The sequence below is a fragment of the Cyclobacterium salsum genome (genome assembly GCF_010119245.1).
Classification (GTDB): domain Bacteria; phylum Bacteroidota; class Bacteroidia; order Cytophagales; family Cyclobacteriaceae; genus Cyclobacterium; species Cyclobacterium salsum.
On the sequence record NZ_WNKG01000003.1, the window covers coordinates 437,465 to 452,741 of the forward strand.

The following is a 15,277-nucleotide window of genomic DNA, read 5'->3' on the forward strand; positions in this document are numbered from 1 at the left end:
TTTTCCTGAAATGATGGTATTTTAGAAAAAGTGTTTAAATTAAAGGGTTTTTTACTTGATTTCCATGTATAAAACCCGAAATACCCTTATAGTGCTCATTGGTTGTGTCGGCCTGATTTCTTCCTGTACCCAGGGGCGGAAAAATGCCGACGCGCTTTGGGATCTCCCTGACAGTGTGTCGAGGCTTTCCAGCCCGCTCCCGGAAGGGGAAACCCATATAAAAGCAGGGCAGGAACTTTTTAACTTGTATTGTGCCGCTTGTCATGGTGAATACGGCAGGGGAGATGGAGCCGCCGGTCAGGCCATGGGAGCTCAGCCAGCAGACTTGCATTCCGAAAGGATACAATCGCAATCGGATGGGGTTTTGTTTTATAAGATCACGGAGGGAAAGGAGGTGATGCCTTCCTTCAGAGAGGTACTGACCGAAAAGCAACGCTGGCAACTGGTTCGTTATTTACGAAATTTAAAGAATTCCCTAACCTTAGAGGATTCCACCCGGATTCCCCAACCACTGGTTCCGGAACTTTCCATCACCCGATGGGCAAAAGTAGCTCCACGAGCGGTCCGTATCTGGGAGAGTGAGAACGGCAAATACCTCTGGTATGCCACTTTGCGAGGGGAAGTTTATCGATTATCCAGGGAGTTTCCGCAGGTATTTGAAAAAATGTTGGATGAGAGGGATCATGGAATTCCCCGATTGCAGGGAGCCACCATGTGGGAAGGCCAGCTTTATTTAAGTGGGAATACTCCTCTAAACGATGGGAAAGGAACGGCAGGTCGGATGGTGCGAGTTTTTTGGGATGGAGAAGGAGAAAAGACAGTAGAAGTTGTTTTTACGACGGAATCCTATGGGACGACCAATACGCCCTTTGACCACGGGTGGTCCGCTTTGCAGGTCAGCCAGGACGGTCAGTCCATTTACGTAGTCAGCGGAAGCCGCACCGACCATGGAGAGGTTCAGGATAATCTGGGAGCCTATCCTCATTCGCGGGACGAAGCACTCACGGCGAAAATGTTTGAGATACCGATCGATACCACCAGACTTTTTCTGCCAAATGATAGGGAAAAACTGGCGGAAATAGGGGTTATTTTTGCCGAAGGCATTCGCAACGCCTATGATTTGGGGCTGGATAGTCAGGGAAGGTTATTTGCGGTAGTCAATTCCGGAGATTATGACCAGAATGAGGATCTATTTTGGGTTCGAAAAGGGGAGCATTACGGGTATCCATGGGTGATGGGCGGCATGCTTACCCCGCAGCAGTTTGAAGATTGGAACCCGGACCCGATGACGGACCCTTTTCTAAATCCCGGAGCTGCCGCATGGCCCGATGATTTTTACAACGATCCGGGATTTCCGAAAGCACCGGAGGGAGTCACATTTAGTCCGGGAATTATTAATTATGGTCCAGATGCAGATAAATTTCGGGATCCGGATACCGGATTGATCCGGGATGCATCGGAGCTTGGAATGGGGATGAGTACCTTTACGCCTCATTCGTCTCCATTGGGTTTGGTGTTTGATCGAAAGGATCAGTTACCTGGCCGGTTCAAAGGCAAGGCATTGGTCCTGAGGTACACCAGCGGGCAGCGATCGGTACTCTTGCAGCCATTCACCCGGAAAGGAGAGGATTTGTTGCTGCTTGACTTCCGGTTGGATGCTGCTGAAAATAACTTTAAGTTACATACCTACCGGGTGGCAGCTGGTTTTTACCAACCGGTAGATGCCGTTTTGGTGGGTGAGTCCCTGTTTGTTATTGAATACGGTGGCAGCGAAAAGGGAGGGAATATTTGGAAAGTTACCTTTAAATAAATTAGCTAGGTTGCGAAGATTTTGTTTGGTGTGGTTAGAAGTAATTCTAATCGCGATTTCTGGCTAAAGGAAAACCAGGAATGGGAAAACAAGGTAAGATCGTACCCCGCTACCGTTTGCTTCACAGATGCGCAGCTATGGGAAAGTTAACCATGCGCATGCTCGCTGGGGAGGATGCCCCATGCCCCTGGCAGCAAAAACCAAAAGCTGGAAAAAGGACGGAAACGGGTATAGCGAAGAAAATCTGATAATTAAAGAAGAACTTCTCAAATAATGAAATAGTATATGGTTAATCGATATTGATTTTCTCAAATCAAAATATAATATGGTTAAAATATGCTTTTGTTTCGGTTGTGTATTTTTGATATTAATAAATTTTGGTCTAAAAATTTAAAATAAAGTAAATTTTTCTTAAAATCAGCGATTTCTTTTCTAAAATAATTTTTTTGTTTACCTTTGTAATGTTAAATCATTGGAACAGGTATTGCCTCGAAAGGGGAGCAGGAGATGGTAACAAGCATCGGAGGTTCAAATCCTTCCCTTACTACTTGGTTATTTTGGGTTTATTGTTAATTGACTTAAGCTATGAAATTTTATTTCATAGCTTATTTTTTTGTCTCCAAAGCAAGTTAGATGGAGCTTTGTTTCTTCGAACAAGCTATTTTTAGTTCTTTTGAATCCCTCAAAAAAGGTTGCGCCCCATTGTGCGTAATAGATCATGGTATTGGATGATTTTCGTCATGTTTTTCTAAGATTGTCTCAGCTACCTTTGAAGTGTCAAAGAAATAAGACAGCACCATTTTAAGGGGGAAAACCCCATCGAGTTGACCTAAACCAAATTATTATGTACCAGCAATCAAAATGGATCGTACTGGCATTTATCTTTATTTTCAGTGTTTTTGCTCTCCCGGTTTTTTCTCAGAAGACATATGAGGTTGGATCCGATCCTTTAATGAAGGTGTCGGGTACTTCCACCTTGCACGATTGGGATATGGTTTCCAATGAAGCCAGTGGCACGGCCACACTCAGACTTTCAGCAGGAAGGGTTACGACCATTCAGGCAGCAGAAATGACCCTGCCCGTAAAGACACTAAAAAGTGGTAAAGGACAGATGGACAATAATGCGTATAAAGCATTGAACGCCGATGATCATCCTGAAATCACCTTTACCCTGATAGAAGCCCACCAAGATGGAGGAAACGATTGGAAAGCCACCGGGCGACTCGAAATAGCCGGGAAGGCGGAAACGGTTCCCTTCCTACTTGAAATCACTTCCTCGGGGACAAACCTGATGCTGAGCGGATCTGCAGCTATAAAATTAACCGATTTTGATGTGGATCCTCCCACAGCGGTTTTTGGCACGATCAAAACAGGCAATGAAATGACCATTGCCATAGAAATGAAACTCATTCCAATTAAATAACAATTAAACTTTTACTATCATGAACAAGAATATTTTATTCCTGGCATGCGCTATTTTATGGTCCTTCAGTGGTCAGGCGCAACAACGAGACATGCAATTCTGGAGGGCCTATGACCAACGAGGTATCAATGTATTTGAGACGGGTAAGGCCGATACCGTCGCCTATGATGGGGTTCGGGTTCGAATAGGAGGGGCCTTTGCCCAGCAATTCCAATCATTGAGTCACGAAAATTCCGCCTCTCCGGTCATGAATGATAATGGGGTCAATACCAATCAATTAATGGATATTGGTTCTGGATTTAACCTGGCTACTGCCAACCTTAATATTGATGTGGCGCTGGGCGATGGGATCAGACTGAATTTGATCACCTACCTTTCTTCTCGGCACCACCCTGAAACCTGGGTAAAGGGAGGGTATTTGCAGTTTGACAAGCTTCCCTTCCTGAATAGTCCAACGTTCGATCAGATCATGGAAAAGGTAACGATCAAGGTGGGACACATGGAAATTAACTATGGGGACTCCCATTTCCGACGGTCTGATAATGGCAATGCATTCTATAATCCCTTTGTAGGAAACTATATCATGGATGCATTTGCAACGGAGATAGGTGCGGAGGTCATTTATCAAAATAATGGATTTCTTGCGGTAGGATCTATGACCGGTGGTGAGATCCAGGGTGGAGTGACCAACCCAACGCGCAGAAAGCCATCATTTATTGGTAAATTGGGCTACGATAAAACACTTGATAGCGAAGTGCGGCTTAGACTTACCGGTTCGGTGTACACCACCGCAGGCTCTGTCAATAATACCCTTTGGTCCGGGGACCGAACCGGATCCAGGTATTATTTGGTGATGGAAAATACCATGGCATCTACTTCAGGTAATTTTACTTCAGGACGTTTTAACCCAGGTATGCGGGATAATGTTACCGCCATGGTATTGAATCCATTTGTATCTTTCCAGGGACTGGAGCTTTTTGGTACCTTGGAGCAATCCAAAGGAAAGGCTGCCAATGAAACCGAAGACCGAACCTGGAATCAGGTGGGGCTGGATGCGGTTTACCGCTTTGGGGCCATGGAAAACTTTTACCTGGCAGGTAGGTACAATCAGGTGGGAGGAGAAATGCCCAATGGCCTGGAGCCTTCTATCTCCCGTGTACAAGTCGGAGGGGGTTGGTATATAACCAAAAATATCCTGGCCAAGCTTGAGTACGTAAGCCAGCAATACAGTGATTTTGCAGCGACGGATATCCGAAATGGTGGTTCATTTAACGGAATCATGATTGAAGGCGTGATTGGTTTTTAACGAATAATTAATAAGAATACCATGCGTATCGCTCTTTTACTCGGCTGTTGTTATTTCCTGATGGGTGCCATTGAAAAAAATGCGCTGGTCATCCATCATAAAGAAATCATCGTAAAAGGAAAAACCTCTGTAGGAAGTTTTGAATGCAGTTACGATAGCCAGGTTAAAAGCGATACGCTTATTTTTGATAGCGAATACCCGAAAGCGCATTCACTGGATTTTGAGATACTTGTGAATGATTTTGGATGCGGTAATTTTTTATTAAACAATGATTTTAGAAAAACGCTGAAAGCAGATGATTACCCACTTTGCCTGGTTTCGGTCAATCAATTAACCAGGGACTCGCAGCAGATTTTAGGGGATATCTACTTACAAATGGCAGGTACCGAAATGCTGCTCGAAAAGGTAGTTTTTCAGTTGTTGGAAGGCAAGTTACAGGGCACCCTTCACCTGTCTACCGAACAACTAGGCTTGGATGCCAGTAGCCGCCTGGGTGGGCTGGTTACCGTGGAAGAATCCATCGACCTGGAAATCAACCTGTATTTGGAGCCTTCCTGATACGTCTATTGTGCCTTAATAGGTAGTTCCAGCGGCACTTTATCCTAACTCATACTTAAAATGCCTTCAGCCTCTCCTATATTTTTGATATAATAGGTAAGTCGCTGAACGGTATCTTCCAGGGTGATAGGAGTAGTTTCAAGGCGAAGCAGATCTTCTGCCGGATCGTATTCTTCTGCCAGGTGCTGATCGTAATTTTCGTTTAGAATCAAGGTCCATTTTTCTCTTCCCGGTATGGTGAAAAAACCGTACCAGCCGGGTTTAACCGATTGATCGTTAATATGAACTTCATCTGAAAAAGGGACGGCTGTTCCCGACCGAAATGAATTAACGCTCCTTTTTACCTTTTCCCAGGCTGAATTCGAAATCATCCGACGTACCCTTAACATTGATGTTCACAAACCGAATCCGCTTATCCTGATTTCGGTAGACAATGGCATCCTCCTTATCCGAATCGATCTGCTCGCTATTTTTTCCTCCAAAAAGAGACCTGACTCCAGCTTGTGTCACCAATCCGAGCGGAATACGAATAAAGTAATCCATGTTCAAGTCCAGTCCCTGCATACCGGAAAGTTCTATAAATCCCAAACTGGAATTTACGGTCATTTTAGGTATGTGTAAAATCCCATTTTTCAGGTCAAATGTATTCTGAAGGGTGTCAAAACGCACCAGATTTAGGTTTTTATTTTTGAAATACGAGGACATCGCCTGAAACGGAGTGAAATTTACCAAACTGCCCTGATATACGGTCAGGTCCATGTGGGCTTCACTTTTTTCAATAATTGGCGTAAGGTCCGGATGCACCAGGAATTTGCTGGTGATGGTGCCACTTACTTTTCCGTGAAGGTTCTCATTGATCAGGAAATCCTGACCGAAATTCTCAAACTTGATCATCAACTGATCCAGGTCTAATAATTCGGCCTTCATGGTACTGTAAAAATAGATATTGCTGGGATCTGATCCATTGAAATATCCCTTCATTCCTAGTTTTCCCCTGGCCGTTCGTAACGATAAGCTGTCCACGTGCAAAAAATGCTCTTTAGTGGTGTGAAAAGCGGCCTCCACCTCTTCCAACCAATATGTATGGTAGTTCAGCTTACCAATATCAGCCGTAAATTCCATATTTGAAAAAGGCAGGTCGAAAATATTAAAGGCACTATCATGGGCCACCTGCCGGGTAGCTACCGTATTGAAATTCATCAGGGCATCCAGGTCCAGGGTATTCGCGCTTAAATGAAACGAATTGGGGCGGACCTGCAAGCTGCTATCCCTTCCGGAAAAGTAGGCCAAATCGATTATAACGTCACTTTTACCCAAATACCCCCCAAATTTCTCTACCAGGGTGTTGCCGTTTTCATAGTGAAACCGTCCTTTAACGCTCTGCAATGCCAATGGATGGAGGCCTAATTTACCTTCCAGTTGCTTAATGGTGAGGTCTGCTGCCTGAAATACCGTGTCATAGTGAAGGTCCAGGTTTGCCGTCAGGTGTAAACCGGAAATCTCCTCATTGTGGTAGGATTCGGGCAAATAATTTTCCCCATTATAGGTCAAAAGGTCTTTCAGGTTTAGCTGCCTGGAATCAATTATAAAGTCAAAGCTGCTTTTCCCGGATTTTACGGGTTGGAACCATTTGGGATAGTTGGACCAAAGTCCGGAAATTTGAAAATCACTGCCGTCAATTTCTCCAGTAAAATGGTTTACCGCCAGGCTTGTGTCTCCGATGGTGATAGCAGCATCAAAATCATGAAAGGCGTGGGGGTAATTTTTGAGTTTCGCATAAAAATCTTCCACTTTTAAAACGCCTTTTGGCAGGTGTTGAAAACCGACCAATTCTTTCGCATTGCTTTCCATCTCCAGTTTAAGCCGGAGGTCGGAGATTTCCTCATGGCGTTTATTCGTCAATGCAGAATCAGCAGAGAGTAGTTTCGCTGGGTAGATATGATTCGAACCTAAATTCAGCGCAATTTTTATTTCCTCGTCCAACCCATGAAAAATAGCCGGAAAATCACTGATAGCACCTTTGAAACTAAAATCGGAATCCCCCAAATTAAAGTTCAGGTAGTCGAGGATTATTTCCCCATCCTTCATCTTTGCCAGGCCGTTGGCATTCGTAACAGGCTGTGAAAAACCCGGAATAAGAAAGGATAAATTTCGGATGGTTAACTCGCTGTCAATGCCTTCTTTTAGCTTGGCCATACCCATTTTTGGGATGTCCATTTCCACGATTTCATCCAGATCCATATCCAGGATTACCTGTCCTTTCAGCTTTTTGAGTCCCTCCACTTCGAAGAATTGGCCCAGGAATTCCAGGTCCAGGTCGGCATGGAGTTCCACATTTACATAAGGGTCTTCAAAATCTCTAATCACGAATTTCCCTTGAAACGCTCCTTCCTCGGGTTTGGCATAAAAGTTTTGTAGGCGGATTTCGGACGTTTTCAGGCTCTTTTCCTTTCCATTGGTGTAAAAACCAGAAAAATTCAGTTTATCCACCCGCTTATCGTACCGGGTGTTTACAAAGTAGGCATTTTCACAGCCAAATTCGACAGCGATTGCGGGAGAATGGCCACCGATCGCTTTTCCGTTAATCGTTCCAAGAAAGAAGATATTCCCTTCGTTTTGATAATTTTTCAAGGCCTCAGCCACCTCTACAGGGGCAAAGGCTGCAAATAGGGAAAAGTCCGGCTTTTCTCCGTAGAGTTTCAAATCGGTATTCAGCTCATCTTCAATATCGACCGTGCCTTCCAGGGTAAAATGCGCCTCCTCCAATTTTAATTGGGATGGCATCACCGACAAGCGATTTTCCGAAAGATGGTAGTTTAATTGCCAATCAAGGTTTACTTGTTTATCTGAAAAAAACGTAGGGTTTTGACCCTCCAATACATTTAGAATCAGATCTCCCTGCAGGTCCAGAAAAAGGGTTTCACGGTCCATTTTAAGGCTGGATTGCAGCTGGCTGATGGTAGCCCGTATATCCTGAGAGCTTGTCTGACTGGTATAGGAAATGGTAAAATCACGGAGCGTCAGTTGTTTCAAATCAAACGAAAAGGAATCGGTTTCTTTCTCTTCGCTGGAAGCATGCGTTATATTTTTTGCGTTGAGCAGGTTAATATCTCCCGTTTCTGTCTTTTCCAGTCGTAATTGCCCATCACTGATCTGTATACTTTTTACCCTATAGTTGCCGAGCAAAACATCCAATAGGCTGAAGCCAATATAGATGTCTTTCGCCTCGTAAATAGGGGCTGTGTTTTTTGATTTTGTTTCAAAAAAGGCAACGTTTTTTAAATCCACCGAGATATAAGGAAAATTTACAAATGGAGAAATTCGGGATTCCTCAATCACCAATTCTCCCAAAAGCCCATCGTTAATAGATGATAGTGCCTTTCTTGTTAGAAATTCCTGATTTTTATATAGGCCGACCAATCCGGCAAGCACTAAAAAAAGCAGCACAAAAAAGAGTGCTGCGGCCACGATTCTTTTTCTACTTCGCATTTTCCCCAAGCTAAAACGGAAACAATTAGACAAATAAAATCAAAAAAATATAAATGCCATTTGATTTCAATAAAAAATAGGATGGGATTAGAGCAAGGGATCTACTTCCTGGTTTTTAGATTCCTTTTTTCGTTTGGTAAAATCAAGGTTGTGGTACACACTGAAACGAATGATATCCCGGTTGTTTAAATCAAATCCCCGCTCTTTCTGTTGAATACTTTTCATGTATCCTGCCTGAAGTTGAAAATTTTCATTAATCACATACCCTAGTCCCAAAAAGAGCCGGTTATCTTCAAAATAATTGTATAGTACCGGTTTGCCAGCCTGGATGAATAGCTCATTGTAACCGGAAAAGAACACCGTTTTATCCTGTAGCTTGGGTTTGTTTAGGGGGATATAGGTGGATATTTTGTAGCGCATTCGGTGGGTTAATTCAAAAGGGGAGTTGACGAGGTAATCCCGTTTCCACCTTTGCTCGGTACGTATTTGATGGTAGATCTTAACCCTACCCATGCTTTGGATAAATAAGAACTGTTGCCAGAATCGAAATTGATTGACCACTTTGTCAATTTGCTCCTCGTCGGAATACTGGTCTTCAGGTGCCCAATAAAAGGGAGTAACAATGCCCCCGGTCACTTCAAATTTTTCATTTACCAAATAGGACAGACCAAAACGCAGGTAGATCTGTGCCATGTTTTCTATCAGGTGATCCCTTCTTCTCATATGGTATTCCCCATAGTAGAATAATTTCTCTCCTATTCGGTATTTGGTATACATTCCCAGCCACAATCCGGATTGCCGGGTGTATTTTTTTTCTGGCAAATCGGTATCTCCGGCCTGGTTTTCCATGTATTGCGCAAGGCAAACACTTGTCCACAGACAAAAGGCTACCGTACATAGGCTGCGCAGGATATGTTTTTTACCGGTTGCTGTCATTATTATTTCCTTGATCATTCAAAATAAGGCCAGGGTTGGATTACGAGTTGGCGTTGTATTGGGTTAAATGCAGATTACTCTCTGTCTCAGGGAAGATCTAGCAGGGAGGCTATTTTTTCAGGGTTTTTGGTTCTTCCGAGCCTGCGCTCCAGGCTTTTGGTAGACTTGTCCCGCAGATCAATTAGTTTTTGCTGCAAAAGTGCTATTTTGTCCAAATGCTCCTTGATCTTGGTATAATCCTCCTCACGAATCATTTCAGCCAGGTAGTAGGGAAATAAATTTTCCATTCCGGCCTCATACAACCGTTGTTTGGCCCGGGCTTTATAACGGGTGTAGGTAAAGGGATCAAAGGTTTCTTCCTTATAAACCTCATCAATCTCCCTGTTTCGAGGATAAATGGCCGCAAGTTCCGGGTAAAGGGTCTCCAGTTCGTTTAGGAAATCCAGCAATTCCCGACCTTTTTCTATCTTGATGCTGGCTTCATCCGTCTCGGCATACCTGGCTAGCTTTTCTTCAAATAAACGTTCCAAGATGCCCTGTCTGAATTCATCGAAAAACTGTTCTTCCGCTTCAGCGCTTGTATCATGGTTTTCATATAATGTTTCTACCAGTGAACGCTTTTCGGTGATTTCATCTTCAAGATCCACCAGGCGTGTACTGACTTCGATGGATTGTAATTCACGGTTGGCATAGCTGGCTAACCCAGCAGAAAGACCTATTTCTTCCTGTAGATTGCTTTCTACCCGCTCTAAAAAGGATCGGGCACCACCGTAGGCCACTTCGCGGGTCAGAAATTTCCTTTTTTCCTCATCCCTGTAAGAATATTCAATCAGATCCAATGGAGATAAAAAGGGAACTCCGGCTCGGGTATAATTATTCAAATCAACGTAGCGGATGTCCCCTGTGCGTATCAGTTCCATTAATTCCTTCATTTGGTCCAGTTTTTTGGTACGGCTTCTAAAATAGGCATGCGTGAACGCCAGGGAATCGCTTTTATCCTTATTCAGTGCCAGCGCATTCATTTCCGAGTAATTTTCGACCGTGTCCCTGAATAAGGCGAATTTCTCTTCCAGAGAACCTAATAGTTCATCCAGGCCATCGTAAAGCGTGTACTCAAATCTTTTTGTCAATAGGGGATAATGGCCATTATTTCCTTCGTCAGAATTGCTCTCATCATATTGAAGCAGTTTGGATAGGAAATCTTCGACAAAGCGATTACCGGGTTTTTGAATTTGAAGGTGGGGACTTTCGGATTGGAAACCATCGTTGTAAGTCAAACCAAAATCTGCTGCTGCAATTTTGAACCGGTTTTGGCTTTCCGATTCAAGGTTTTGCAACTTCTCGATGGTTTCATAAAAGATTACTTCCTGGATAGCCGCACCCGTTTGCAGGTTTCGTTGCTTGACTCCCAATAAAAATCCATTTTCATAATTTCGGACTTCGGAAACCAACACGCTGTCTTTAAGATACACAAGGGACCATTCACCATCCATATAGCCTTTGGAATTGATTTCTCCCCGAATCAATTGGGTAAAATCTCCCTCGAAGTTCCGGTAGTCAAAATCTTCTACAATTTTACCATCGGAAAAAACGATACCCGTTGCCTCTGCTTTCGGATTTAGCTCGCCGTCTACATAGTCATTTTGCTTAAATGTCCAGGTACCCGTCTTTACCCCCTCGGAATACATGGCCTCTACGTGGATGTTTTCGCTTTTCAGCCGGCTGACAATCTCAAAGTTTACCACATCTTCCAGACTTATGCGGTGGATTTCCCGATCAAAAATCCAGGTACCATTTCGCTCATTCCGGACGTGTTCTCCAGTGACTTGAAATTTATGAAGGATGGTTTGGTCGGCACTGTCTTTTTCCAGGTAGTCAAAACGAAAAAAACCGTCCATCACCATCTCCTCATCCTCTTCAAGGAATTCAAAGGTAGCCGTACCTTCTTTTCCATGAAAGGTATACGCCCCTTCGTAAACGCTTTTTACCTGAGCAAAACCATTGCCCGCATGGAATAAGAAAAGAAAAATAAGAGAGACTTTATGATTCATAGGTACTCCTAATCAATTTCGATGCTAAGTTTGCATGAAGGAGAAAAATTATTAAAAAAATAATTGCAAATAACCTGCCAAAAAAAAGAGGGCCAAAACCCTCGATGATTATTTGTATCCTAATATTTTCATCATGTCCTTACTTTCCTGTTCCGGAGAAAATAACCAGTGATGGATGCTTCCGTCACTATTCCGATCGATGATCACGTGTTTTGGAGCAGGGATCAGGCAGTGCTGGATCCCTCCATAGCCTCCCAGGGATTCCTGATAAGCTCCAGTATGGAAAAATCCGATATACTGTGTCTTGTTTTTTTCCAGTTTAGGAAGGTAAATATTGAATTGGTGGGCTTCCGAATTGTAATAATCCATGCTATCACAGGTTAATCCGCCCAAAGAGATGTTATGGTATTCCTTATCCCAATGGTTGATTGCCAGCATGATGTATTTCTGATTAAGCCCCCAGCTGTCGGGTAGTTGGGTGATAAAGGAGCCGTCTATCATGTACCACAATTCCTTGTCGTTTTGCAATTTTTCGTCCAGAATAGAGTATAATACCGCACCACTTTCACCCACGGTGTAACTTCCGAATTCGGTAAAGATATGGGGCTCTACGGTGTTGTTTTTGGCACACATCCATTTGATATTCTTGATGATCTGGTCGGCCATGTACTGGTAATCGTAATCAAAAAACACGTTGGTTTTGATGGGCCAACCGCCTCCCACATCCATGGTGTCCAAATCGGGAGCTATCTTTTTTAACTCCACATATTTTTGAATAAATCGCGTGAGTTCGGACCAGTAATACGCCGTATCACGAATGCCGGAGTTGATAAAAAAATGAAGCATTTTGAGGCTTACATGGGGGTTGGATTTTATTTTTTCCTCATATAGCTTGATAATATCATGGTACCTTACTCCCAGCCGGGAGGTGTAGAATCCAAATTTTGGCTCCTCATCTGCTGCTATTCGAATCCCCACCTTAAAAGGCACCTTAACATGTTCCAGGTAGTAATCAATTTCCGTCAGGTTGTCCAACACGGGGATGCAATTGGTAAAGCCCTCATTGAGTAGTTCCGACACATATTGCTTATAAAGTTCACGTTTGAAACCATTGCAAACGATGTAGGTGTCTTTGTCAATTTTACCTTGCTGGTAGAGGCTTTTCACCAGCGGGATATCAAAGGTAGAACTGGTTTCGATATGCACCTCATTCTTTAATGCCTCGTCCATTACAAAGCTAAAATGGGAGGATTTGGTGCAATAGCAATAGGTATAAGATCCTTTGTAGTCATGCCGCTGCATGGCGTTGCCGAAGTAGGTTTTGGCGTTCTGGATATTTTCAGAAATTTTTGGGAGATACGTTAATTTCAAGGGTGTCCCGTATTCCCGGATGATTTCCATCAAGTTTACCCCATTGAAATTCAGTTGGTTGTCTGCTACTGAGAATTCTTTGGTTGGGAAGTCAAAGGTTTGCTTAATGAGATCTATGTAGTTATTCATGGCTAACGTTTATCACAATTTTAAAGGGTACAAAATTGGTACTATTACTCCAAATTTCAATCCAAAAGGGAAATCAGCTTTTTGGTGCTTTGGGATCGATTGGAATTTCGACAAAAAAGGTAGTACCGTTACCTTCCTCCGTTTCAAACCAAATACTTCCTCCATGGGCGCTGACGATTTGTTTGGAAATGGCCAGTCCCATTCCAAAGGGTTTCTCCCCATCTGTACCGCTTCTTTTACTATCGGTAAACCATTCAAAAACCTTGTTTTTAATCGAGTCTGGAATGCCGATTCCTTCATCTTTTATGGAAAAAACGGCCTTGTCTGATTTTTTAAGCAGGTTGATATGAATGGATGTTCCTTTGGGGCTGAATTTGATTGCATTGGCAATTAAGTTGCTGATGACCCGCCATAATTTCTCCCTACTGACAAAAGCGGTTACCGGAATGGTGTCCAGAACTAGTTTTTGATGTTTTTCGTGTGCTTTATGTTGAAGCAAATCGACACAATAACGCAGCAGGCGATCCAGATCCACCGGCTCTTTGGTAAGTGTTTCGGTGTTTCTGTTGGACTGCATCATTTCGGAGACCAGGTTGATCGAATGGTTGCAGGAGGTCTTTATATGTTCCAATAACACCCTGTTTTCCCCGGTGATTTGCTCATCGGCCAACAGGATGTCAGCCATCATGACCATGCTGCTAATAGGGTTTCTCAGATCATGTGCGACCATGTACATGATTTTGGTGTTTTCTGCCTGGCTTTGTTCCAGGGCACCCAATGTTTCCTGTAATTCTATGTTTTGCTCACTGATTACCTTATTGATTTTTTTGGACCGTTTGAGCCCCTTGGCCGCCAATCCCAGAAAAATCACTAATAATATCGTAAAACCTAACGTGGCCCCCAGATAGATATTCTTTATGTGATTATCCCGGTTAATAATGGATAGTTGGTATTGTTGTGCTGCATTCTCATAAGAGGCTTCCATGTCTACAGCACGTAGGTCATCATCGACCTGATCAATGGAATCTTTTAAATGATAATAGGCTTTTAAAAAGGGATATGCCTGCTCCGGGGCACCTGCCTGCTCAAAGTAGCTGCTTTTCACCTTATTCCAGTGAATCAGCGTTTGGACATACGACCGGTTTTTTAACTCCGAATTGGAAATTGCCAGCTCCAGGTCATCCATCAGTTGCTGTGCTTCATCCAGTTGGTTCCGGGCAATGTACAGGTCGGCCAGCTTGGTCTTTGCAGTAAGGGCATCTTGTGTGTCGAAATTGGGACGGCTGTTAATAGCGATGCTTTTTAGCAGCAAGCTTTCTGCTTCTTCGTATTGTTCCAGCTTGGCCAGAACACCACCCAGGTTGCCCATAAAGACTCCTTTGGCCAGGAGAATAAAGTTTTGCTCTTCAGGATAATCTTTTTCAGCGTCTGTTAAAAACTGCAACCCGTCCCGGTAATGGAAAGCAGCACTGTCCAGTTTACCGGTCTTTTCGTACGCCAGGGCCAGCGTATTTCGGTACATTTGTGGAAAGTATAGTTTTTGAACCACCTTATCCCCATCCCAGCAATCCTGGTTTTCCTGAATGGCCTGTTTAAAGTATGGAATGCTTTCGGAATATTGCATCTGTCCGTAACGGAACATTCCCAATTGATAGGTAAGGTTACTAATCAGGCAATTGCTTAAATTTTTAAGACCAAATTCCCGGCCTTCAAAATAGCTCGCAAAAGCGTCACCAAACTGTTTTTTGGCTTTATACCAGTCGCCTTCCAGAAATTTGGTTTGGGCATATTCCTTTTTATAAAGTTGTCTCCTATTTTCCAATACCCCAAACATACTATCCAGATAGGTTTTCGAACGCTCCAGATCAATGTCGTAATTCAGGTAAATTCGAGATAAAAAATTATACCTTTCCCATAAATCAAGCGGCGTTTTTTGCTCCATCTGCTGATAAGCACTATCCAGAAATTGAAGGGATTTTCGATATTGCCCACTATTGAGCAGGTTGCTCGACCGGTCCAGAATACCGGAAGTAGTTTTGGAAAGGGGCTGGTACGTTTCATTCGGCTCCTGACAAGCTAAAAAACAGCAGGCACAGAGGCAAAAAATAAAACCCGGGAACCCTTTCCTAAGGTTCCGAAAATAATACCCTCTCTTTCTTTGCATAGGCTGCCAAAATAATCTAAAATTCTCCAAAAAGCCTAAT

10 protein-coding genes are annotated in these 15,277 nt (G+C 43.3%); 4 read left to right on the forward strand and 6 right to left on the reverse strand.

All coding sequences use genetic code 11. The features are described from left to right. The first annotated feature begins 64 nt into the window (after positions 1-64). The 4 genes from GJS45_RS07195 (at position 65) to GJS45_RS07210 (ending at position 5,097) form a co-directional block, all read left to right on the forward strand. On the forward strand, positions 65-1,810 hold the full coding sequence (locus GJS45_RS07195; RefSeq protein WP_162340786.1) for a c-type cytochrome: 1,746 nt from the start codon (positions 65-67) through the stop codon (positions 1,808-1,810). Between the two features lie 844 nt (positions 1,811-2,654). Next, a complete protein-coding gene (locus tag GJS45_RS07200; RefSeq protein ID WP_162340787.1) occupies positions 2,655-3,233 on the forward strand; it encodes a YceI family protein in 579 nt (192 codons plus the stop codon). A gap of 19 nt (positions 3,234-3,252) precedes the next feature. Further along, the gene (locus GJS45_RS07205) at positions 3,253-4,539 is read left to right on the forward strand and encodes a hypothetical protein (RefSeq protein WP_162340788.1); all 1,287 of its coding nucleotides are present in this window, start codon (positions 3,253-3,255) and stop codon (positions 4,537-4,539) included. A gap of 21 nt (positions 4,540-4,560) precedes the next feature. Further along, positions 4,561-5,097: a hypothetical protein gene (locus GJS45_RS07210; RefSeq protein ID WP_162340789.1), complete on the forward strand. Its 537-nt coding sequence runs from the start codon at positions 4,561-4,563 to the stop codon at positions 5,095-5,097. 44 nt (positions 5,098-5,141) lie between these two features. Here GJS45_RS07210 and GJS45_RS07215 read toward each other — a convergent pair whose 3' ends face one another. The 6 genes from GJS45_RS07215 to GJS45_RS07240 all read right to left on the reverse strand — a co-directional run bounded on the left by GJS45_RS07215 (position 5,142) and on the right by GJS45_RS07240 (position 15,237). After that, positions 5,142-5,468, reverse strand: coding sequence for a DUF2911 domain-containing protein (locus tag GJS45_RS07215; protein WP_162340790.1), 327 nt, complete (start codon positions 5,466-5,468; stop codon positions 5,142-5,144). Beyond that, a complete protein-coding gene (locus tag GJS45_RS07220) occupies positions 5,425-8,586 on the reverse strand; it encodes an AsmA-like C-terminal region-containing protein (protein ID WP_162340791.1) in 3,162 nt (1,053 codons plus the stop codon). The genes GJS45_RS07215 and GJS45_RS07220 overlap by 44 nt, the downstream gene beginning before the upstream one ends. A gap of 87 nt (positions 8,587-8,673) precedes the next feature. Then, on the reverse strand, positions 8,674-9,540 hold the full coding sequence (locus GJS45_RS07225; protein WP_162340792.1) for a DUF2490 domain-containing protein: 867 nt from the start codon (positions 9,538-9,540) through the stop codon (positions 8,674-8,676). 68 nt (positions 9,541-9,608) lie between these two features. Next, positions 9,609-11,573, reverse strand: a complete 1,965-nt coding sequence (locus tag GJS45_RS07230; RefSeq protein ID WP_162340793.1) for a hypothetical protein — start codon at positions 11,571-11,573, stop codon at positions 9,609-9,611. A gap of 108 nt (positions 11,574-11,681) precedes the next feature. Then, positions 11,682-13,073 (reverse strand): arginine decarboxylase, encoded by a 1,392-nt coding sequence (locus tag GJS45_RS07235; protein ID WP_162340794.1) that lies wholly within the window; start codon positions 13,071-13,073, stop codon positions 11,682-11,684. Between the two features lie 73 nt (positions 13,074-13,146). Continuing rightward, positions 13,147-15,237, reverse strand: coding sequence for a tetratricopeptide repeat-containing sensor histidine kinase (locus GJS45_RS07240; RefSeq protein ID WP_162340795.1), 2,091 nt, complete (start codon positions 15,235-15,237; stop codon positions 13,147-13,149). Positions 15,238-15,277 lie beyond the last annotated feature (40 nt).